Below are 21,201 nucleotides of genomic sequence, written 5' to 3'. Positions count from 1 at the left end.
GCAAGTCAAAGTATTATATTGGGTCTTCCGGCAGAACGTGCGAGCCCGGTTCGACACGCGATACGCGCCCGTCGACACCGTCGTTGCCACGCACATCCGGCTGACCGAGTCCCCCGAACCCGCTGCTGTCGTCACACGGCTTACCCTGCAATTCATGTCTTTCATCAAACGCCTGTTGATCCTGTTGATTGTCGCCGCGCTGGCGGCGGGCGGCGCTTTCTATTATTGGGCGCAGACCCCCCTGCAACTGGGCAAGCCGACGCTCGACGTCACAATCAAGCCGTACAGCTCGGTGCGCAGCGTGGCCGCGCAATTGCGCGGCGGCGGTGTGCCGGTCCACCCGCTGCTGTTCAATTTGCTTGCCCGCGTCATGGATGTGGGAACGAAGCTCAAGTCGGGCAACTACGAGTTCGCGACCGGTGTCACGCCCGTCGAGGTGGTGGAGAAGCTCGCGCGCGGTGACGTCAACCAGTACGTGGTGACGATCATCGAAGGCTGGACTTTCAAGAAAATGCGCTCGGAGATCGATGCCAACCCGGCATTGCGTCACGATACCGCCGGATTGCCCGATGCCGACGTCATGCAACTGGTGGGCGCCGAACGGGCCGAAGCCGAGGGCATGTTCTTCCCGGACACCTACCTTTTTCCGAAAGGCACGAGCGACGTCGATGTGTACAAGCGGGCCTACCGTCTGATGCAGAAGCGTCTGGACGAGGCGTGGGCCGCCCGGGCACCGGGGCTGCCGTACACGACACCCTACGAAGCGCTTATCATGGCATCGCTCGTCGAGAAGGAGACGGGCCAGGCCGTCGAGCGCTCGCAGGTCGCGGCGGTATTCATCAATCGGCTGCGCAAGCGCATGCTGCTGCAAACCGATCCGACGGTGATTTACGGCATGGGCGATCTGTACACCGGGCGTCTGCGCAAGCGCGACCTGCAAACGGATACCCCTTACAACACATACACACGCGCCGGTCTGCCGCCGACGCCTATCGCGCTGCCGGGCGTGGCGTCGCTGGCAGCGTCGCTGAACCCTGCGCCGACCGATGCGCTGTACTTTGTGGCGCGCGGCGACGGCACCAGCCATTTCTCGACGAATCTCCAGGAGCACAACCGCGCCGTGGACAAATATCAGCGAGGTGAACAATGACGCAATCCTCCGTGTCCCCGGCAGCGGTGCCGGGCAAGTTCGTGACTTTCGAGGGCATTGACGGTGCGGGCAAGAGCACGCACGTCAACGCCTTTGTCGACACGCTGCGTCAGGGCCTCGCCAGCGTGGGACGCAACGTCGTCGCCACGCGTGAACCCGGCGGCACACCGCTGGGCGAGGCACTGCGCAAACTCGTGCTCGATGAGCCGATGGATATCGAGACGGAGGCGCTGCTGATGTTCGCCGGACGCCGGGAACATCTGGTCAAGGTGATCGAACCGGCGCTCGCACGCGGCGACTGGGTCGTCTCCGACCGTTTCACCGATGCGACGTTTGCGTATCAGGGTGGCGGGCGCGGTCTGTCGATCGACAAGCTGACGACGCTCGAGCGGTGGGTGCAGGGCACGCGCCAACCGGATCTGACGATCCTGTTCGATCTCGATCCGGCGATTGCCGCCGCGCGGCTGGCTGGCGCCAGAGCACCCGACAAATTCGAACGCGAATCGGCGGCGTTCTTCACGCGCGTGCGTGAAGAGTACCTGCGCCGTGCCGGGGAAGCGGGTGGCCGGTTTGTCGTGATCGACGCGGCGCAGAGCATCGAGGCGATTGCCGGTCAGCTCGCGGGCGTGTTCGCCCGTCTGGGGTTACCCGGGCACTGATCGCGCCGACGCGCGATAATCCGCTTATTCCATCGACGAGCAGGACACCCGTGGGGCATCGTGACATCGTCAGCCCGCAAAGGGCAACGCTGCATCACGATCTACCCACGATTTAGGCGCGGTGTTCCGCCCGAGACGCCGCTTCCGGCCAAGGAGCCTACATGCTGTATCCGTGGCAGTCACAGGACTGGACACGCCTTAACGATCTGCGCGCCCAGATGCCGCACGCGCTGCTGTTGCAAGCGGTGCCGGGCATTGGCGAGGTCGAGCTTGCCCGCACGTTCGCGCAGGCACTGCTGTGCGAATCACCGCGCGACGATCATTTGCCGTGCGGCACCTGCGGTGCGTGCCAGTGGCTCGCCAGCGGCAATCACCCGGACTTTCGCGCCGTCTGCCCTGAGGTGCTGGCGGATACCCTGCCGGGGGCCGAGGCTCGCGCCGAAGCGGATGGCGACAAGAAGACGAAGACACCGAGCAAGGAAATCAAGATCGAGCAGGTGCGCGAGGTGATCGATTTCGCGAGCATCGGATCGCACCGTCAGGGGCTGCGCGTCGTGCTGCTGTATCCGGCCGAGGCGCTCAACGTACACGCGGCCAACGCGTTGCTCAAGACGCTCGAGGAGCCGCCGGAAGGGGTCATCTTCCTGCTGGTGACAACCCAGCCCGACCGTCTGTTGCCGACCATCCTGTCGCGCTGCCGCCGTCTGGTGCTCACGCGCCCGGACGGCGCTCAGGCCTCGCAATGGCTCATGGCCGAAACCGGCCTCGACGTGGCCAAGGCCGCCGCCGTGCTTGCCGAAGCCGGTGGAGCGCCGCTTGCGGCGCGGGCGCTGGCTGAGCCGGAGGAGCGCGGCTGGCGCGACTGGCTGCTCGGTCAGCTTGCGCAGGGCGCGGCGATCGACGCCTTCGCCTGCGCCGAACAACTGCACAAGGGCAGCCTGCCGGGCATTCTGGAGACGTTGCAGCGCTGGTGCTTCGATGTACTGGCCGAACGCATGGCCGGCACCGTCCGCTTTTTCCCGGGGCACGCGCAGGCTTTGCGCCGTTGTGGCGACACGACGGACGACGTTCACCTGCTGGGTTTCCTGCGTGAGCTCGCGCAGCAGCGTCAGGTGCAGAACCACCCGCTCAATACGCGCGTGCTGCTCGAGGCGCTCTTCCTGCAATACAAACAGTTGTTTGGCGGACCGGCATCGCTCTGATGCAGGCCACCGGCACCGATCGCACATCATGTTCATCGATTCGCACTGTCATATCAATTTCCCGGAACTGGCCGAGCAGATGCCGGACCTGCTCGCGCGTATGCGCGAGAACAAGGTGAGCCACGCCCTGTGCGTCTCGGTCGATCTGCCGACACTTCCGCAGGTGCTCGAGATCGCGGCGCAGCACGAGAACGTATACGCCTCGGTGGGGGTTCATCCCGATTACGAAGACACGCCGGAGCCGAGCGTCGACGATCTCGTGCGTCTCGCCGCCACGCCGAAGGTGGTCGCTATCGGCGAGACCGGGCTCGACTACTATCGGCTCGAAGGCAGGAGCATCGAGGAGATGGAGTGGCAGCGCGAGCGCTTCCGCACGCATATTCGCGCGGCGCGCGTCACGGGCAAACCGCTCATCATTCACACACGCTCGGCCGCTGACGACACGTTGCGCATCATGCGCGAAGAGCAGGCCGGCGAGCCCGCAGGGGTGATGCACTGCTTCACCGAGAGTTGGGACGTTGCACAGGGCGCACTCGATCAGAATTTCTATATCTCGTTCTCGGGCATCGTCACGTTCAAAAGCGCGCGCGATTTGCAGGACGTGGCGCGACGCGTGCCGCTTGAGCGCATGCTGATCGAGACGGATTCGCCATATCTCGCCCCCGTACCTTATCGCGGTAAGCTCAATCAACCCGGCTACGTGCGCCATGTGGCCGAGTTCATCGCCGACTTGCGCGGCGAGCCCCTGCAGAAGATTGCCGATGCGACGACGGAGAACTTTTTCCGCCTGTTCGCGGCCGCAAAGCACTGACCCGCATCATCCGATTGACCGAATTTCCCCTAACGTTATTCAACGGACTACCGACAGGAGCCCCCCGATGCGCAAATTTTCGATGATCCGAGCCTGGATGTTACTCAGTGTGCTTTGGCTGACCGCGTGTGCCACGGCCGCCACGTCCAACTCCGCATTGGTCAAGGCGGTTGTCTTCAACGATACGAAGGCTGTCGCGCAGGCACTGAAGGCGGGCGTCGATCCGAACTCGACGGACGAGAAGGGCAATCCGCTGCTGGTGATCGCGATGCGCGAGAAGTCGGTCGATGTTGCTCGCCTGCTGATCGAAGACAAACGCACGGATCTCGACGCCAGCAACGCGGCAGGCGAGAACGCCATGATGATCGCCTCGCTGCAAGGCCTCGCGCCGATGGTCAAGTTGCTGATCGACAAGGATGCGGAGGTCAACAAGAAGGGCTGGGCTCCGCTGCATTACGCGGCGACCAATGGGCATGACGACATCGTGAAGATCCTGCTCGATGCCTCGGCTTACGTCGATGCCGAGTCGCCCAATGGCACCACGCCGCTCATGATGGCAGCGCGCGGCGGGCACATCACGACATGCAAGGTGCTGCTCGATGGCGGCGCGGATGTGCGCTTGAAGAACCAGATCGGGCTGTCGGCCATCGACTTTGCCACGCAGGCGAATCAGAAGGAAATCGCGGACGGTTTGCGCAAGCGTCTTGAACAGGTGCAGCAGTCGCGTCCGGCAGGTAAGTAAGACGACCGGGCGTTGCCGCAGCGGCACAGCCGGTTACGGCTTGTCGCGCGGCGCACCGTGGCGGCCAACGCCGCCGAGAAACTCGCTGGCACCGGCGATGCCCTCAGAGAACACCACCGCATGTCCGGCAGCGCCTTCCTGGCGCAGCGCCGCTTCCAGCGACATATCCCATTGCGCGTAAGCCGCCCGGCGGTCGGCGCGCAGCGCACCTTGCGGCAGCGCGGCGAGTTGTTGCGCTAGCGCGAGCGCGCCCTGGCGTGCCATGCCTTCCGGCACCAGCCGGTTCACCAGTCCGATCTCGTAGGCTTCCTGTGCGCCGACAGCGCGTCCCGTGAGGATCATGTCGAGCGCACGGCTCATGCCGATCAGTCTGGGCAGACGCACCGTGCCGCCGTCGATGAGTGGCACGCCGAAGCGCCGGCAGAAGACGCCGAACGTTGCCGAGTCGTCTGCCACCCGCAGGTCGCACCACAGTGCCAGTTCCAATCCACCAGCCACGGCGTGACCGCTGACGGCCGCAACCACGGGCTTGTCCAGATGCCGGCGTGTGAGTCCCATCGGGCCGTCGCCGCTGCCATCGGGCGTGACCTCGTTGCGGCGTTCGGGGTCGTCGAACGCCGAGAGGTCGGCACCCGAACAGAACGACGCCCCCTTGCCGCACAGCACGGCGACACTGGCGCTGTCGTCCTGCTCGAAGGTCAGCAAGGCGTCACGCAGCGCGGCGGCCATGTGGCGGTCAACCGCATTGCGCCGTGCCGCACGCGCGAGCGTGATGATAGTCACCGGCCCTTCGGTCTCGACTTCGACGCACGGGGGGCTCGGCGAGGGGGCGTGTTGGCTCATGGCATGGCTCCTTGCGGCGGGGGCTGCCCCCTTCGTCAGGCCGCAGCCGGTTGCGGTCGGCGCAACAGGGCTGGCTTGACGGTGCCTTTCGGCGCACGAAGGTCGGCGATGAAGCGGTCGCGCCACGTCGACAGATTATGCTCGCGCAACGTCAGCATCATGGTGGCGTGGCGCGCTTGCCGCTCAGACAGCGACATGTTCAGCGCCGTGCGCAGCGCTTCGGCCATTCCGTCGATATCGTACGGATTCACGATCAATGCACCGTCCAGTTCCTGTGCAGCGCCCGCGAAGCACGACAGCACCAGCACGCCGGGGTCCGCAGGGTCTTGCGAGGCAACGTACTCCTTCGCCACGAGATTCATGCCGTCGCGCAGCGGCGTGACGTAGCCCACTTGCGAGGCGCGGAAAAACGACATCAACACCTCGTGATCGTAACGTTTGTTGATGTAGCGAAGCGGTGTCCAGGCCAGATCGGAGAAGCGGCCGTTGATATGGCCCGCCTCGGTTTCCAACTGACGCCGGATCTCGCCATATCCCGCCACGTCCGAGCGGCTCGGCGGCGCGACCTGTACGAAGCTCACCGTCCCTTGCTGGTTAGGCCACAGTTCCAGCAAGCGCTCGAAGGCACGGAATCGTTCCAGCATCCCCTTCGAGTAGTCCAGACGATCCACACTCATGATGAGCTTGCGTTCCTGCAACCCTTGCTTCAGATCGAGGATGTGTTTGACCGTGGCGCGGGCGGTCGCCTGCTGTTGAATCTCGTCGGGATACACGCCGATCGGATAGACGCCCGTGAGCAGGGTCCGGTCGTAGACGGTGACCGTGCCACCGTCGTGCAGCGTGCCCCCGGCATGCCGAACCAGGTAGTCGGTAAAGGCCGTGCGGTCGGTTTCGGTCTGGAAGCCGACGAGATCGTATTCGCACATCGCGCGTACCAGGGCGTCGTGCGGCGGCACGGTCATGAGCACTTGCGGCGACGGGAACGGGATATGCAGGAAGAAGCCGAGCCGCTGCTTTAGCCCGATGTGACGGCAGACTTGCGCGAACGGTAGCAAATGGTAATCGTGAACCCAGATCAGATCGTCATGCTTGAGCAGTGGTGCGAGCAACCCGGCGAAACGTGCGTTGACATGGCGGTAGCCGTTGTAGTCGTCACGCTGATAGCGCGCGAGGTCGTCGCGATAGTGAAACGTCGGCCACAGGGTAGCGTTCGAAAAGCCGCGGTAGTACGTGTTGTAGTCGCGGCGCGTGAGCGGCACGGTAGCGAAGGTGACGTTGTTGCGACGGGCGATCTCGGGCGCGCTCGCCGGTTCGGCGTTGATTTCTCCGTTCCAGCCGAACCACATGCCTCCGGTGTCCTTGAGTGCGTCGAACACGCCGATGGCAAGACCGCCGGCGGTAGGTTTGCCTTCGGTGATCGGGGCAACCCGGTTCGACACGATGACTAAGCGACTCATACTCCATTCTCCTGTGAGGGTTGGGGCGGGGAGGTATGGCGCAATGTCAGCAGCCAAGCCGTAAGCGCTTCCGGCGACGGTAACCGGTGATGGGCGCAAGTCTCTCCCTGACCGATCTTGATCGTGATGCCACCCAGCGCATTCACGTCTGCAAATCCGGCCTCGTCGGTCAGATCGTCGCCGGCGAACAGTGGCGTTCGCCCGGCGAATGGAACCTCCTTCAGTAGCGTGGTGATAGCGCGGCCCTTGCTGACGTGGCGCGGCCGCAATTCGAAGACAAACTTGCCGGGTTGCAGCACGAAGCGCTCGGCATGCAGATTGGCCAGCGCGCGCATCGCGTCGTGTGCCAAGCCCGCCAACTCGGGCGCACTGCGGTAATGCAGCGCGAGCGCGCTGCCCTTGTTTTCCAGCAGCAGGCCGGGATGCAGGGCGACGAGCGCATGCAGCGGCGAGACCATCGCCGCGATCAGGACCGTGTCGATAGCGTGACCCTCGGCCCGGATCAGTTCCCCGTCGGCATGACGGATTTCGGCACCGTGCAGACCGGCAGCGGCCACGCGCAGCGGGGCGAGCAGGCCGTCGATCTCGTCGATGGCACGCCCCGAGACGACCGCGATGGCGCCGTTCGTACGCTCGAGCAGGCGGGCCAGCACGCTGGCGGTGTCGCGCGGCAGCCGGACCGCGTCGGGACGGGGGGCTAGCGGCGCTAGCGTGCCGTCGAGATCGAAGAAGAATGCCACCGCAGCAACGTCGGCATCGCACGTGTCGGCCGGTGTCGTCGTCGGCGAGGCGTAAAGCGAAGACGCTAAGGGTTGCATGGCACTCCGTCGCTGTCGTGCCGCAGGTCGGGAAGTCGTATCCGGGGCCGTGCGGCGGGCGCAGGGGGAAGGTGGACGAGATGTGACTTGCGGCGGTTCGGTGGGCGGGAGCGCGGACATCCGCGCCGATAAATTCATCCTAATCGTTCAAAAAGCGACGGGGGGTCGTCCTTTCTATGAAATTCCTGTCGGATGGGGCCTACAAGGGAGAGAAGGATAAGTAGGTATTGAGTATGAGAATCGTTTGCAATAACATTCCGTAATTGCCGCAAAGTGGTCCATCGGGGATTGCGGCACGGCACACCTGCCACGCACGCGCCACCGCCGGCGCACGGACGTGCGTTGGACGACAACAATGACGAAAAGACTGTGGTTTCAGTTGCACTGGTGCTTCGGCATTACCGCCGGACTGGTGCTCGCAGTGGTCGGTTTCACCGGCGCGCTGCTTTCTTATTATGAAGAGCTTACCCGGGCTTTCAGTCCGGGGGTGATGACCGTGGCGGTGCGCGACACGCCACCGCTGCCCATTCCCGAGCTGATCTCGCGGGTGCGCGCTGCGGCGCCCGACCGTCGCATTCTGCTCGTGACAGTGACGCGCGCGCCGGAAGACGCTGTTGGCGTACGGCTGTCGATTGGCGACGGGACACGCGGCGAGACGTACTTCGTCGACCCTTATACCGGGCAGATGCTTGGCCGCTCGCGGGCCGATATCGTCTTCCGCTTCATCATGGATGTTCACCGCTTCCTGACCGTGGACGGAATCGGCAAGCAGATCACGGCAGCGGCCACGCTGCTGCTGTTCCTGTTGGCCCTGAGCGGGTTGTATCTGCGCTGGCCGCGCCGGGTCGGCAACTGGCGCGCCTGGCTCCATATCGACTTCAAGAAGCGCGGGCGGCCGTTTCTCTGGAATCTGCACGCGGTGATCGGCACGGTGGTGCTGGTGCCGTATCTGCTGTCGGCCACGACCGGCCTCTACTGGTCGTACGACTGGTGGCGCGGCATGCTGTTCTCGATAGCCGGCGTGCCGCAGCCCGTACGCAACAAGCCGGCTGCCCAGCCGAAGATGGCCAGGAAGGGCGAGGGTACGAAGGCGGCGTTGCCTGATCTGGCTTCGACGTCGGCAGACGGCATAGACACGGTGTGGCGCAGTTTTACCGCCCGCGTGCCGGACTTTACGAAGGTTTATCTGCGCCCGGCGCAAAAGCCCGGCGGATCGTTTCAGGTGACGTGGCTGGACAAGTCGGTGCCGCATGAGCGGGCGTTCAGCCGCATGGATGTGGACGCGGCGTCCGGCGAGATTCGCAACGAAGACCGCTACGAGGACAAAACGACGGGCGGCCAGTTGATGACAAGCATCTACGCGTTGCATCGCGGCAGCTTCTTCGGGCAGGCCGGCATCATCGTGATGATGTTTTCGAGCCTGATGATGCCGGTGTTCTTTGTCACCGGCTGGATGCTCTATCTCGACCGCCGCAAGAAGAAGCGTGCATTGGCGGCGTCGCGCCCGGTCGAGGTGAAACACGGCCCGCGGGCAACGGTGGGCGCGTCGCTTGCCGAAGAGGGGGTGCTGATCGGCTACGCAAGCCAAAGCGGCGTGGCCGAGGGCCTCGCCTGGCAGACGGCAGGCATGTTGCAGGGGGCAGGCGTGCCGGCGCAGATTCAGCCGCTCGCCCGTATCGGTCAGGCACAACTGGGCACGGCCAAGCGGGCGTTGTTCATCGTCAGCACGTTTGGCGACGGCGAGCCGCCCGACAGCGCGCGCCGGTTTGCGCAGCAACTGATGAATCAGGCGATGACGCTGCCGACGTTGCGTTTCGCAATGCTCTCGCTGGGTGACAGCCATTACGACCGATTCTGCGGATTCGGTCGCAAGCTCGATGGCTGGTTGCGGGCACAGGGCGGGGTGGCGGCATTCGAGCCCATCGAAGTCGACCGGGGCGATCCGGGGGCATGGGCACGCTGGCAGGAACGGCTTGGCGAATGGCTGGGCCGTCCGCTGGTGTCGTCGATGACCGGCGATGGGCCGCGCTTTGCGTCGTGGCCGCTGGCCGAGCGCGAACTGCTCAATCCGGGCAGCGCCGGTTTGCCGGCCTATCATCTGGCCTTCACGCCGCCGCCGGATGCCAAATGGGTGGCGGGCGATCTGGTCGAGGTACTGCCGCGTCATACCGCCGCGCGCATCGAGCATTTTCTTGCTGGCAGCGTCTGGACGTCCGACGTACGGGTCCGTGCCGCCGGCCGCGACGCAACACTGGGCGAAGCGCTGCGCGAGCGCGTGATCCCCGATGCCGTCCCGCCGGCGGGGATCGATCTGCAGGACTGGCTGGATCGTCTGGCGCCGCTGCCTGAGCGTGAATACTCGATTGCGTCGACACCGGACGAAGGCCGGCTGATGTTGCTCGTGCGCCAGACGCGTCACTCCGACGGGGCGCTGGGGCTGGGCTCCGGCTGGCTCACCGATGGCGTGGCGTTGGGCGAAAGCGTGACGATGCGCGTGCGCTCGAACCCCGGTTTTCATGGCCCGGCAGACGCGCGCGGCATGATCCTGATCGGCAATGGCACGGGGCTGGCGGGACTGCGCGCGCACCTTGCCGAGCGAATCGCCCAAGGGCACGTGCGCAACTGGCTTATCTTCGGTGAGCGTCAGGCGGCACATGACGGTTTCCACGAGACGACCTTGCGCGAATGGCATGCGCAGGGCGGCATTGCACGCCTCGACCAGGTGTATTCGCGGGATCAGGCGCAGCGCATTTATGTGCAGGACCGGGTTCGCGAGGCGGCGCAAGACATCGCGGCCTGGGTGGCAGACGGCGCATCGATCTACGTGTGCGGCAGCCTCGCCGGCATGGCCCCCGCGGTGGATGCCGCGCTGGCCGACGCGATTGGCGCAGACGTCCTGCTCGACTTGTCGGCGCAGGGGCGGTATCGCCGCGACATCTACTAGACGTGACTCGGTGGTGTGCTAACGTAATGACAGGGCTCGATGTCGATCGAGCCCTCTTTCATGGTCTCGCACATCCATCGATCGCAGCGGGAGGGGGCAATGACGGCAACGTGGCAGGTCGTAGTGCACGGGCGGGTGCAGGGAATCGGCTATCGCGCGGCGTGCGTGGCCGAGGCGCGCAGGATCGGACTCAGCGGGTGGGTGCGCAACCGTCGCGATGGCTCGGTCGAGGCCATCGCACATGGCGAAGCCGCTCAGTTGCTGGCGTTGTGCGAGTGGATGCGCCAGGGGCCGCCGGGGGCGCAGGTGTCGTCCTGCGACATTGATAAGGCGTGGGTGGCGGAGTTGCCGCTCAAGGACTTCGAGCAACGCGCGAGCATTTGAAGCAACGCGGCGGTGCTGGCGTTGCACCGCATGCCGGGAGGGCTTCCGGCACACGGGACGCCCGTCGTGTCGACGGGGCGGCGTCGGAGGATGCCTGAGGCCGCAACCGCGAAGTCCCGCCCCCCGGTCGGCCGGCGATGGCGGCTTCGCGATCAGGCGGCCAGTGCCAACGTGCCCGGTGCTGGGTTGAGCGTCGCGTTTGCGGTACTGCCTGCGTGGGAATGAGCGGCTTCGTGAGCCGACAGACGGAACAGGGCCACCGACTCGCGCAGGCGGGCAGCCTGCGTCTCGAGTGCTGCCGCTGCGGCAGACGCTTCTTCCACGAGCGCGGCATTCTGCTGCGTCATCTCATCCATTTGCGTCACGGCCCGGTTGACCTGCTCGATGCCGCTCGACTGCTCCACGCTGGCAGCCGAGATCTCTCCCATGATGTCGGTGACGCGTTTGACCGACTGCACGACTTCCACCATTGTGGCGCCAGCGCGCTCGACCAGACGGGTGCCGGTCTCGACGCGGTTGCCCGAAGCCTCGATCAATCCCTTGATTTCCTTGGCGGCCGATGCGCTGCGCTGTGCCAACGTGCGCACTTCGCCCGCGACCACGGCGAAGCCGCGGCCCTGTTCGCCAGCGCGTGCGGCTTCGACGGCGGCATTGAGCGCCAGAATGTTCGTCTGGAAAGCGATGCCGTCGATGACCGTCAGGATATCGGTGACCTTCTGCGAGGCTTGTGCGATATCGCGCATCGTCGTCACGACTTCCTGTACGACGTCACCACCGCGTGCGGCAGTATCCGACGCCGTGACGGCCAACTGGCTAGCGGCACGGGCATTTTCGGCGTTTTGTTTGACGACGGCCGTCAGTTCTTCCATGCTCGCCGCCGTTTGCTCCAGCGACGACGCCTGCGATTCGGTACGTTGCGAGAGGTTGGCGTTACCGTCGGCAATCTCGCGTGCGCTGGTGTGAATGGCTTCCGTGCTTTCGCGCACGGTGCCGACCGTGCTCGCGAGCCCATCGCGCATCCGGCCGAGGGCGCCGAAGAGTTGGCCCATCTCGTTACGCGTGTGCTGTTCGACTCGCTGACTCAGATCGCCTGCGGCGATGCGCTCGAAATGGGAGATGACTTCGCGGATCGGCCGCAGCACGGCGTGCGCGAGCATCGCCCGGCCCCACAGTGCGAGGAGCAGGGCAATGACCAGCGTGGCCCCCATCGCAATGCGCATGACGTTGTAGCGCTGCTGAGCCGCGTCGAATCGGGCCTTCTGGCGGGCGACCTGAATGTCTTGCAGCTCACGCAGGGCCGAATCCAGGGCGGCGTACGCCGACGGCGCAATGCGCGCCTGAATCTGGTGGAACCCGGCCACGTCACCTTGCTTTAGCGCGTTGAGCGCCGGTGTCACGACTTTATCGAAAAAGGTTCGGCGCTTGTCGTCGGCCGTCTTGGCCAACTCCGCTTCGTGCGCATCTTCTTTGGGACGTTTCAGATAATCGTTCCAGAGCGCGTGCGAAGCGGCGATGTACTGAGTGCCCCGGTTAAGCACTTTTTCCGACTCTTCCTGATTTGCTCCGAGGCTGACATACGAAGCGTAGGTCGCCATCGACAGACGGGTCCGCAGAATTTGCTCGCCAGTGCCCTTGAGTTCGGCCAGGGCGGGGGTATCTTCCGTGGCCATCTTGCTCAGGGATTCGTTGCTGGAACTGAGTGCCTGAAGGCCCAGAACGCTGACGAGGACGAGTAGTGCACCAAGCAAACCTAGGACCAGTGTCAGGCTGGTCCGAATCGTAATGTTCTTATACATATGGATTGATGGATTGAATGCCCTGGGCGCGATGTGAGAGCGTGCGGCCTCCCCGCCAGTCGGAAAGTGCAAGACGGGTCATAGGCATTATCGGCAGATGAGAGTCGGAACTTGAGTTATTCGGCTCGGGCGATTCCGAATGTGTGGCGTCCGCAAAAGAAGATCGGAATTTGCGCAGTCGCAAGCGCCTTGCAAAAGGCCAGACTTAACGACTCCTGCAGTTCTTCAGTACGCCGAAGCGCGTGATTCGTGACGAGGCGTCAACGACGCGATGAATTTCGATAAATTCGATTCCCGATGCAGTAGCGCCGATCCCGGACGGTATGAACCCGATGGGGTGCACGGCTATGTAAGAGACGACCGACAGGACGTCAGCATTTTTCGAATGGCGCTGGTGCATGAGTTGCGGGCCCCGCTACAAGTGTTGCAGGGGCATCTGGACGCGCTTTGCGGTGTCGATGGCGGCATGGAGGCCAAAGCCGGGGCGATCGCCCCCAGCGAACGGCTTGGCGCCATGCGCAGCATGCTCGGCGTGGTGGCGGGCGCCGTGGACGATGTGTTGCAACTGGGGCAGGGCGAGGCCACGCATCTGCCGCTGCATGAGCGCGTTTTCGAAGTGCGCGCGAGCCTCGACGAGGAGGTCGATGCGTTTGCGGGCGCCGCGCATGCCAAAGGGCTCGTGCTGGGGTGCCACATCGCCGACGACGTGCCCGTCATGATGTGGGGCGATGCCGCTCGTCTGCGCCAGATGTTGCGAACGCTGCTCGACAATGCGCTGAAATACACCGTTTGCGGTGGGGTTGCGGTCAGCGTCTCGTGGGATGCCGCGCCGGCGCATGCGGCAATTCGGCGCGATTCTGCCGAGATCGGGCAGCGCGGAGGCGAGCGTTCGGGGCAATTGACGATTGTCGTCAACGACTCGGGGCCCGGTATTCCTGCTGGCAAGGAAAATGCGGTTTTCGCGGCGTTTGCGCGCGCGGATCGCTCGGTGCCGGGGACGGGGTTGGGGCTGTGGATCGCACAACAATGGGCGCAGCGCATGGGGGGCTCGTTGTGCGTTGAACCGTCGACATCGGGGGCGCGGTTTCGGCTGACCGTGCCATTGGCGAAGCCGTGCTCGATGCCCGTAGTTGACGCGGACGATGCTGTCGCGCCATCGCCATCTGCGCCGCCATCGATTCGAGACGTGCTTGTCGCCCATGTGGACGTGCGCGCTGGACTGCGCGCGCTGGTGGTCGACGATCACGTCATGAATCGCGCCATCCTCGCGGATCAATTGATGTCGCTCGGGTGCATCGTCGAGCGCGCGGAAGATATCACCGAGGCGCTGCTGCAATGGATTTCACATGATATCGACGTGGTGCTCACCGACGTGCAACTCGGCGGCGCGTGCGGTCTGACACTGGCGAAAACGCTCCGGGCACTGGCTCCGGTGCTTCGCCGCCGGGCCCCCGTAGTATTTGCGGTGACCGGGTCGGTGGTTGGGGCACGTGCCGCCCGAGAGGCCGGCATCGACGATGTTCTGACGAAGCCGGTGTCGCGGCAGCGGCTCTCTCGGACGCTGGCGGCGCGGTGGCCATGCCCCGGTATTGGCGGGAAGGAAGACGTGGAGGGCGTGGAGGCGACTGCGCCGGGCGGTACGGCTGAGCCCCCGAAAGCGACACGGCCGTCGTTGGTGGACGACCCCTACGCGCGACGCATGATGCGCGAGGAAATGGCCAAGGATCTTGCGCGCTTTCGCCGGTTGATCGCCACGCGTCGCCCCGCCGATCTCGATGCGGCACAAGCGTTGCTGCATCGCATGCGCGGGGCGTGCCGGATGTTCGGGGATCCGGCGTTGACGGCGCGATGCGACCAGCTATCCGAGAAGCTGGCGGATTGCCGGATCGCGCCCGGCGATCACAGATAGCGGCAGACGGCGAGATAGTGGCAGGCAGTGCCGCCAACGGCGAACAGATGCCAGACGAGGTGCCCGAACTTGATGTGACCGTCGAGTGAATAGAAGATGGCGCCGACGGTGTAGGCAACACCGCCTGCGTAGAGCCATCCCGCACCGGGGCCAGGAATGGCGGCGAGCACCGGGCCGGCGACCAGCACGGCCATCCAGCCAAGACTGATGTAGATCAAGGTGGAGACGAGCGGCCGATCGAGCAGGCCGAGCGTCTTTGCGATCAGTCCGGCAATGGCCATTACCCATACGCCGGTCAGCAGTGGCCAGCCCCACGGGTCGTGGAGGATCTTGATCGTGAAGGGGGTGTACGTCCCGGCAATGAAAAGAAAGATGGCGCAATGATCGACCCGCATGAACAACTGCTTCGCGCGACCGTCGGGCAGCCCGTGATACAGCGCGGAGGCCAGATAGACGACCACCATCGTGACTGCGAACACGCCAATGCCGATCTGCTGCACCGTGCTTGACATGGGGGGGCGGACTGCCGTGAAGAGGAAAGGAATCGCTGCGAGAGCCGCCAGGCACGCAACGCCGTGACTGGCGCTATTGGCGAGTTCTTCACTTCGGGTTTGTGCTCGTGTCAGGGCTTTCATGCTGCGTCATCCTGTGATTCGACTGCGATCATGCAGGGTGCGCGGCACGCCACTTGCGGACGGCTTCCATCGTGTTGGCGACGTGCTTGTCCGGATCGAGGCTCACGTAGCTGTAGATCACCTTGCCGTCGGGGGCAATGACATACGAGACGCGATTGGCGTAATCGGGTTTGAGCGAAAGCACTGCGTCATAGGCGCGCATGATGTGCTGGTCGGTATCGGCCGCCACGGCAAATTTGCTGCGGCACTCGGACACGGAGAACTTGTTGAGTGTGTCGATGTTGTCGTGCGAGACGCCGATGACCGTCGCGCCCATCGCCTTGAACTTGTCGGTCGCCTCGGCAAAGTCGTGGGCTTCGATCGTGCAACCTTGGGTGAACGCCGCAGGATAGAAGTACAGCACGACGGGGCCGTTCTTGAGCGTGTCGGCCAGCGAGAAGGTGAATACCTTGCCGCCGAGCGACGCCTGAGCGGAGAAATCCGGCGCTTGGGCGCCGTTTTTCAGAGCGGCATGCGCGGGGATGAAGCACCAGGCCGTCACACCGATAATGGCGGCTGCGGCAGTGAATCCGAACCAACGTTTCATGCAAGGCTCCCGAAGTGGATGTTTAAGGATAGAGGCTTGCGAGGGCGCTGTCCAACGTGCATCGTCGTTTCCCACAATGCCGGTAGTGCGGCGTCCCTGTCCGTCGAGCGGCCGTCAGTCTACTGACTGCTTCGTGACATGCCGTTGTCAGTCTGACGTTATGGAGTGCCGGAGGATGCGCCGGCAATCCCGCCAATATGCGCAGGGGTGTCACCGATCGGCAGGACGGTCGTCGACTTGATCTGTGAGAGCGCGATCATCGAGTTGACCTCCTGGACCATCGGCAATTGTGAAAGCCGCTCGAAGAAGAATCGCTCGTAAGCCTCGACATCGCGCGTGACGATACGCAGCAGAAAGTCGACGTTGCCCATCAGCACATGGCATTCGAGAACTTCGGGGAATTCCTGGATCGCCTTCGAGAACTCCGGCAGCGCATTGCGGTTGTGGCCCGCGAGCTTCACATGCGCGAAGAGCATCACGTTCAGCCCGACCTTCTTGCGGTCGACCAGCGCGACACGCCGCTCGATGACACCCTCGGCATCAAGCCGATCGATGCGGCGCCAACACTGGGATTGAGACAGGCCGATGCGCTCACCGATTTGGGCGGCCGAGAGCGATGCGTCCACCTGAAGGATTGCGAGAATTTTCTCGTCGAATTCGTCAAGTTGCATGATTGATTCCTAAATCGTTTTTTATATGAATGAATCATGTGAAAACAACGGGATTTTGTCAACGATACGCGAAGCATTTACCGGCTGATCGCCGTATGCTTGAGGCTTATTAGGCACATTTGCCGCAACAATCCGCCCTCGTTCGACGGAATCCGCAGGAAATCACGTACCCATGAAACTCGATCTGACGCTGCCCGCTGCCGAAACTGCGACCGGTGCTGTCGCCCAGCCCGTTGCCCCGTTGTCTGCCAAAGGCGCAGACCTCATTGCGCGCACGCTGGTCGAGATTGGCGTCGACACGGTGTTCTGCTATCCGGGCGGAGCCAACCTCGAGATGCTCGACGCGCTTTCGCGCGTGGCGATCGCCCTGGTACGCACCGAGCACGAACAGGGCTCGGTCTTCGGTGCGCAAGGCTATGCGCGCGCCACCGGCAAGCTGGGTGTTTGTCTGGCGACCTCGGGGCCCGGCGCCACGAATCTGGTGACCGGGATTGCCGATGCCGCAAGCGATTCCGTGCCGGTCCTCGCCATCACCGGGAATGTCGCCACGCACTGGCTCGGCAAGAATGCGTTTCAGGAAGTGGACATTGTCGCCATCACCAAGCCCGTGACCAAGCTCGCCCGGCAGGTGCGCGAGCCGCGCGACATCCCCGCCGCGCTACGTGAAGCGGCGGCGTGCGCGCTGGCAGGCCGTCCCGGCCCCGTTCTGCTCGATTTCCCGAAAGACATTCAACAGGCGCGGCCCGACCAGCCGACCGATAAGCGTTTCACGGCGCCGGTGCCGGCCGGAATGAGCGAAGAGACCGCTCAACGGATCGCCGCCTTGCTGGCGAAAAGCGAGCGCCCGGTGATCTATGCCGGAGGCGGTGTGATCGCCTCGGGCACCGGGGCGCGGCTTGTCGCGTTGGCCGAAGCGCTCGATTGCCCGGTGGCCCTCACCATGATGGGCCTCGGCGCCATGCCGGACGACCACCCGCTGCTGCTCGGTCCGCTGGGCATGCATGGGGCCTACGCGGCCAACGTTGCGGTGAACGAAGCAGATCTCGTGCTGGCGCTCGGTGTGCGCTTTGACGATCGCGTGATCGGCGATCCATCGTCGTTCGCCCGCCACGCAAAGATCGTCCATGTCGATGTCGACGCCGCCGAAATCGGCAAGAACAAGCCCGTCACGCTTGGCGTGCATGCGGATCTGCGCGACGCATTTACCGGCCTGCTGGCCCATGCGAAGCGTCTCGGCGTGCCGGACTGGCACGCCTACCTGCGCGAGCGCCGCGAGGCGCATCCGCTACGCACGGCCCAGCCGGCCGCGGCCGGCGAGGCGAGTGTCCTGACTGGCGTTGACGTCATCACGGCGCTGGCGGCGCTGCTACCGCCGGAGGCGGTCGTGACCACAGGGGTTGGGCAGCATCAGATGTGGGCAATGCAACACCTGCGGCTTCGTCAGCCGCGCACCTTCCTGTCGAGCGCGGGCTTTGGCACGATGGGCTTCGGTCTGCCGGCAGCCATCGGTGCGAAGGTGGCGTTGCCTGACGTGCCGGTGGTCGACATTGACGGTGACGGCAGCCTCAATATGTCGGTGAACGAGTTGTCGACATGCCGCCGGTACGGGTTGGGCGTCAAGGTGCTGGTCATCAATAACCAGTGGCTGGGCATGGTCCGGCAATGGCAGGACATGATCTACGCGCGCAATCGTGTGGCGTCGTCGCTGGTTGACCCGAACGCGCCTGAGGGGGCTAACGACGGACGGCCGTATCCGGACTTCGTCACCATCGCCGCCGGTTACGGCGTGGCGGGGGCGCGCGTCACCCGCGCGGAGGAATTGCGCGCCGCGCTCGTGCGTATGCTGGAAGACCCGAGCGAGCCCTACCTGCTGGATGTCCTCGTCGCTCGCGAAGACGACGTCTACCCGATGATTCCTGCAGGCAAAACCTATCGCGACGTGGTTTTCGGTCCCGGACAAGCCGCCGGACCCATCGCGGCAGGGGCGTTCTGACACCCCCGTCAACGGGGCCGGACAACGGTAGAAATACGGCGTTGCTCCGGACTGGTTTCATTCTCGCCGCATGAGAATTGCGCGACGCGTCGCGAGATCGCAACGACACCACCCGCTTCGGCGGGTTTTTTTCGCTTCGAGAGCGTCGAGGAGTATCATTGCGCTCTTTCAAGAATTCTCGCTAAGGAAATCAACATGTTGACGAAGCGCCTCGTGCTGGCTGCCGCCTGTTTTCTGACGACATTCGCCGCGGTGCCGGCAGCGCAGGCCGCCGATCCCACGTACACCGTGGGTGCCGGCGGCACGTATCGCCCGTTCGAGTTCGAAACGCCGCAAAAGGAACTGGTCGGCTTCGACATCGACATCATCAAGGCGATCGGCAAGGCAGGCGGATTCAACGTGAAGCTGGTCAGCACGCCGTGGGAAGGCATCTTCGCCACGCTGGATCAGGGCGATCGCGACATCATCGTTTCCGGCATCACCATTACCGACAAGCGTCGTGAAATGGTTGACTTCTCGGCCCCGTACTTCCCTGCCGATCAGGTCATCATCACCTCGCCGAACGCCAAGGTCGCCGGTCTGGCCGATCTGAAGAAGCTGCAAGTGGGCGTGGTCAATTCGAGCACGGGCGATATCTCCGTCTCGGAGGAGCTGGGCAAGGCCAGCACGGCAATCCGCCGCTTCGACAACACCCCGCTGATGCTCGAAGAGCTGTATCGCGGCGGCGTGGACGCCGCAGTGGGCGACGTCGGCGTGATCAAGTTCTACATCAAGAGTCACCCGGAAAAGCCGTTCAAGCTGGTCTACGACAGCAAGTTCAAGCGCCAGTACTTCGGCATTGCCGTGAAGAAGGGCAACAAGGTGGCGCTCGACAAGATCAACACCGGTCTGAAGAAGATCGTGGCTGATGGCACCTACGCCAAGATCTACAAGCAGTGGTTCGACGCCGACGTGCCGGCGCTGCCGCAACAATAAGCAGCGCGTGTAAGATTCGCGCCACGCGCGCCAGACATCTGGCCACTCGCGGCCCGTGAGCTGATCGTCGACTCCCGACGTCAACCCCCGGGCCGCGAGCGTTTTTCTGCCGGGTAGCCGGCTCGTTTCATTTTGTGAGAAAGGTGCTTCATGGGTGGGTTCCAGTGGAACATCATCAGCGAATACATGCCCCTGTTCGTCGAGGGCACGCTGATGACGCTCAAGTGCACGGTGATCTGTGTGATCGCCGGCACGTTACTTGGGCTCGTGCTTGGCGTTGGCCGTCTGGCCGAAGCGCGTCACGGCTTCTACAAGTATTTCCTGCGCTACGCGGTGCAATATCCGGTTCGCTTCTACGTCAGCTTCTTCCGGGGCACGCCGCTGTTCGTGCAGATCCTGCTGATCCACTTCGCACTTATGCCGCTGCTGATCAATCCGTCGGGCGGTGTGCTCGTGAGTGGCGACCTGGCGCGTGAAATCCGTTCGCAATATGGCGCGTTCATGTCGGCGGTGCTGGCCATTTCGCTGAATGCCGGGGCATACGTTTCCGAAATTTTCCGCGCGGGCATTCAGTCGATCGATCGCGGGCAGGCCGAAGCTGCCCGCTCGCTGGGCATGACCTACATGCAGACGCTGCGCCGCGTCGTGCTGCCGCAAGCCTTCCGCCGCATGCTGCCGCCGCTGGGCAACAACGCCATCGCGATCGTGAAGGACTCGTCGCTGGCATCGGCCATCGGTCTGGCAGAGCTGGCCTACGCGGCACGCACCGTGTCCGGTGCGTACGCCCGCTACTGGGAGCCGTATCTGACGATTTCGCTCATCTACTGGGTGATCACGCTGGTGCTGTCGGCATTTGTTCAACATCTGGAAGTGAGGTACGGCAAAGGTGATCGTCGTCAATAACCTGCAGAAGCAGTACGGCGATGCGCACGTGCTGCGCGGCATTTCATGCCGCATCCAAGAAAGCGAAGTCGTTTGTGTGATCGGGCCGTCGGGTTCGGGCAAGAGCACGTTCCTGCGCTGCCTGAACGGTCTGGAAGACGTGAGCGGCGGCGAAGTGCTCGTCAACGGCTTTCATGTGGAAGATCCGAAGACGAACATGAATGCCATGCGCGCCAGTGTAGGCATGGTGTTTCAGCGCTTCAATCTGTTCCCCCATATGTCGGTGCTCGAGAATCTGATTCTCGCGCCGATGCAGGTGAACGGCATCAAGCGCGCCGAGGCCGTGACCATTGCCGAGCAACTGCTGCGCAAGGTGGGCCTGATTGACAAGATCGACGCGTTCCCGAACCAGCTCTCCGGCGGTCAGCAACAGCGTGTGGCCATTGCGCGTGCGCTCGCCATGCAGCCCAAGGTCATGCTCTTCGACGAGCCGACGTCGGCACTCGACCCGGAACTCGTGGGGGAAGTGCTCGAAGTCATGAAGTCGCTTGCCGATGAAGGCATGACGATGGTGGTGGTGACCCATGAGATGGGTTTCGCGCGCGAAGTCTCCGACCGTGTTCTCTTCATCGATCAGGGCGTGATCATGGAAGAAGGCAAGCCGGAACAGATCTTCTCGGCCCCGAAGCACGAGCGTACGCGCGAATTCTTGCGCAAAGTCCTGTAATTTTCACGATTGCGACG

The 21,201-nt window shown here is 63.9% G+C and carries 19 protein-coding genes; 12 read left to right on the top strand and 7 right to left on the bottom strand.

Going from position 1 to position 21,201, the window contains the following annotated elements; all coding sequences use genetic code 11:
- Positions 1-154 precede the first annotated feature (154 nt).
- The 5 genes from mltG (at position 155) to C266_RS10300 (ending at position 4,564) form a co-directional block, all read left to right on the top strand.
- Positions 155-1,150 carry an endolytic transglycosylase MltG gene (gene mltG, locus C266_RS10320; protein ID WP_036662540.1) on the top strand — a complete coding sequence of 332 codons (996 nt, stop codon included), beginning with the start codon at positions 155-157 and terminating at the stop codon, positions 1,148-1,150.
- Positions 1,147-1,809, top strand: a complete 663-nt coding sequence (gene tmk / locus C266_RS10315; RefSeq protein ID WP_010808045.1) for a dTMP kinase — start codon at positions 1,147-1,149, stop codon at positions 1,807-1,809. The genes mltG and tmk overlap by 4 nt, the downstream gene beginning before the upstream one ends.
- A gap of 161 nt (positions 1,810-1,970) precedes the next feature.
- A complete protein-coding gene (holB, locus tag C266_RS10310) occupies positions 1,971-3,011 on the top strand; it encodes a DNA polymerase III subunit delta' (RefSeq protein WP_010808044.1) in 1,041 nt (346 codons plus the stop codon).
- Between the two features lie 28 nt (positions 3,012-3,039).
- Positions 3,040-3,822: a TatD family hydrolase gene (locus C266_RS10305; RefSeq protein ID WP_010808043.1), complete on the top strand. Its 783-nt coding sequence runs from the start codon at positions 3,040-3,042 to the stop codon at positions 3,820-3,822.
- Positions 3,823-3,889: 67 nt separating this feature from the next.
- Positions 3,890-4,564: an ankyrin repeat domain-containing protein gene (locus C266_RS10300; RefSeq protein ID WP_010808042.1), complete on the top strand. Its 675-nt coding sequence runs from the start codon at positions 3,890-3,892 to the stop codon at positions 4,562-4,564.
- A 33-nt stretch (positions 4,565-4,597) separates the two neighbouring features.
- Here C266_RS10300 and C266_RS10295 read toward each other — a convergent pair whose 3' ends face one another.
- From C266_RS10295 to otsB, 3 genes are read right to left on the bottom strand one after another with little or no spacing between them, the layout of a single operon-like run.
- The gene (locus tag C266_RS10295; protein ID WP_010808041.1) at positions 4,598-5,407 is read right to left on the bottom strand and encodes a crotonase/enoyl-CoA hydratase family protein; all 810 of its coding nucleotides are present in this window, start codon (positions 5,405-5,407) and stop codon (positions 4,598-4,600) included.
- A 35-nt stretch (positions 5,408-5,442) separates the two neighbouring features.
- Positions 5,443-6,864, bottom strand: a complete 1,422-nt coding sequence (gene otsA / locus C266_RS10290) for an alpha,alpha-trehalose-phosphate synthase (UDP-forming) (RefSeq protein WP_010808040.1) — start codon at positions 6,862-6,864, stop codon at positions 5,443-5,445.
- Positions 6,861-7,682, bottom strand: coding sequence for a trehalose-phosphatase (gene otsB / locus C266_RS10285; RefSeq protein WP_010808039.1), 822 nt, complete (start codon positions 7,680-7,682; stop codon positions 6,861-6,863). Before otsB ends, otsA begins: the two co-directional genes overlap by 4 nt.
- A gap of 355 nt (positions 7,683-8,037) precedes the next feature.
- Between otsB and C266_RS10280 the strand changes: the two genes are divergently transcribed.
- The gene (locus C266_RS10280) at positions 8,038-10,626 is read left to right on the top strand and encodes a PepSY domain-containing protein (RefSeq protein WP_010808038.1); all 2,589 of its coding nucleotides are present in this window, start codon (positions 8,038-8,040) and stop codon (positions 10,624-10,626) included.
- Positions 10,627-10,725: 99 nt separating this feature from the next.
- Entirely contained in the window at positions 10,726-11,010 is a 285-nt protein-coding gene (locus tag C266_RS10275) for an acylphosphatase (protein WP_010808037.1), read from the top strand.
- A gap of 152 nt (positions 11,011-11,162) precedes the next feature.
- Here C266_RS10275 and C266_RS10270 read toward each other — a convergent pair whose 3' ends face one another.
- Positions 11,163-12,806, bottom strand: a complete 1,644-nt coding sequence (locus C266_RS10270) for a methyl-accepting chemotaxis protein (protein ID WP_010808036.1) — start codon at positions 12,804-12,806, stop codon at positions 11,163-11,165.
- A 385-nt stretch (positions 12,807-13,191) separates the two neighbouring features.
- Here C266_RS10270 and C266_RS10265 point away from each other — a divergent pair, with 385 nt between their 5' ends.
- Positions 13,192-14,715, top strand: coding sequence for an ATP-binding protein (locus tag C266_RS10265; protein WP_010808035.1), 1,524 nt, complete (start codon positions 13,192-13,194; stop codon positions 14,713-14,715).
- Here the strand turns inward: C266_RS10265 and C266_RS10260 are convergent.
- The 3 genes from C266_RS10260 to C266_RS10250 form a co-directional block, all read right to left on the bottom strand.
- Positions 14,706-15,350 (bottom strand): hemolysin III family protein, encoded by a 645-nt coding sequence (locus C266_RS10260; RefSeq protein WP_036662451.1) that lies wholly within the window; start codon positions 15,348-15,350, stop codon positions 14,706-14,708. The two genes, C266_RS10265 and C266_RS10260, sit on opposite strands and share 10 nt — an antisense overlap.
- Before the next feature lie 28 nt (positions 15,351-15,378).
- The gene (locus tag C266_RS10255) at positions 15,379-15,936 is read right to left on the bottom strand and encodes a peroxiredoxin (RefSeq protein ID WP_010808033.1); all 558 of its coding nucleotides are present in this window, start codon (positions 15,934-15,936) and stop codon (positions 15,379-15,381) included.
- Positions 15,937-16,094: 158 nt separating this feature from the next.
- A complete protein-coding gene (locus C266_RS10250; protein WP_010808032.1) occupies positions 16,095-16,607 on the bottom strand; it encodes an Lrp/AsnC family transcriptional regulator in 513 nt (170 codons plus the stop codon).
- A 172-nt stretch (positions 16,608-16,779) separates the two neighbouring features.
- Between C266_RS10250 and ilvB the strand changes: the two genes are divergently transcribed.
- The 4 genes from ilvB to C266_RS10230 all read left to right on the top strand — a co-directional run bounded on the left by ilvB (position 16,780) and on the right by C266_RS10230 (position 21,184).
- Complete coding sequence (gene ilvB, locus C266_RS10245) at positions 16,780-18,600, top strand: biosynthetic-type acetolactate synthase large subunit (protein WP_010808031.1); 1,821 nt, start codon at positions 16,780-16,782, stop codon at positions 18,598-18,600.
- Between the two features lie 195 nt (positions 18,601-18,795).
- Complete coding sequence (locus tag C266_RS10240) at positions 18,796-19,575, top strand: basic amino acid ABC transporter substrate-binding protein (RefSeq protein ID WP_010808030.1); 780 nt, start codon at positions 18,796-18,798, stop codon at positions 19,573-19,575.
- 150 nt (positions 19,576-19,725) lie between these two features.
- A complete protein-coding gene (locus tag C266_RS10235) occupies positions 19,726-20,478 on the top strand; it encodes an amino acid ABC transporter permease (protein WP_010808029.1) in 753 nt (250 codons plus the stop codon).
- Positions 20,462-21,184: an amino acid ABC transporter ATP-binding protein gene (locus tag C266_RS10230; RefSeq protein ID WP_010808028.1), complete on the top strand. Its 723-nt coding sequence runs from the start codon at positions 20,462-20,464 to the stop codon at positions 21,182-21,184. Before C266_RS10235 ends, C266_RS10230 begins: the two co-directional genes overlap by 17 nt.
- Positions 21,185-21,201 lie beyond the last annotated feature (17 nt).

The sequence above is a fragment of the Pandoraea sp. SD6-2 genome (genome assembly GCF_000389825.1).
Taxonomy (GTDB): Bacteria; Pseudomonadota; Gammaproteobacteria; order Burkholderiales; family Burkholderiaceae; genus Pandoraea; species Pandoraea communis.
Note: the sequence above shows the minus strand (reverse complement) of the source record. Positions and strands in the feature narration are given on the sequence as shown.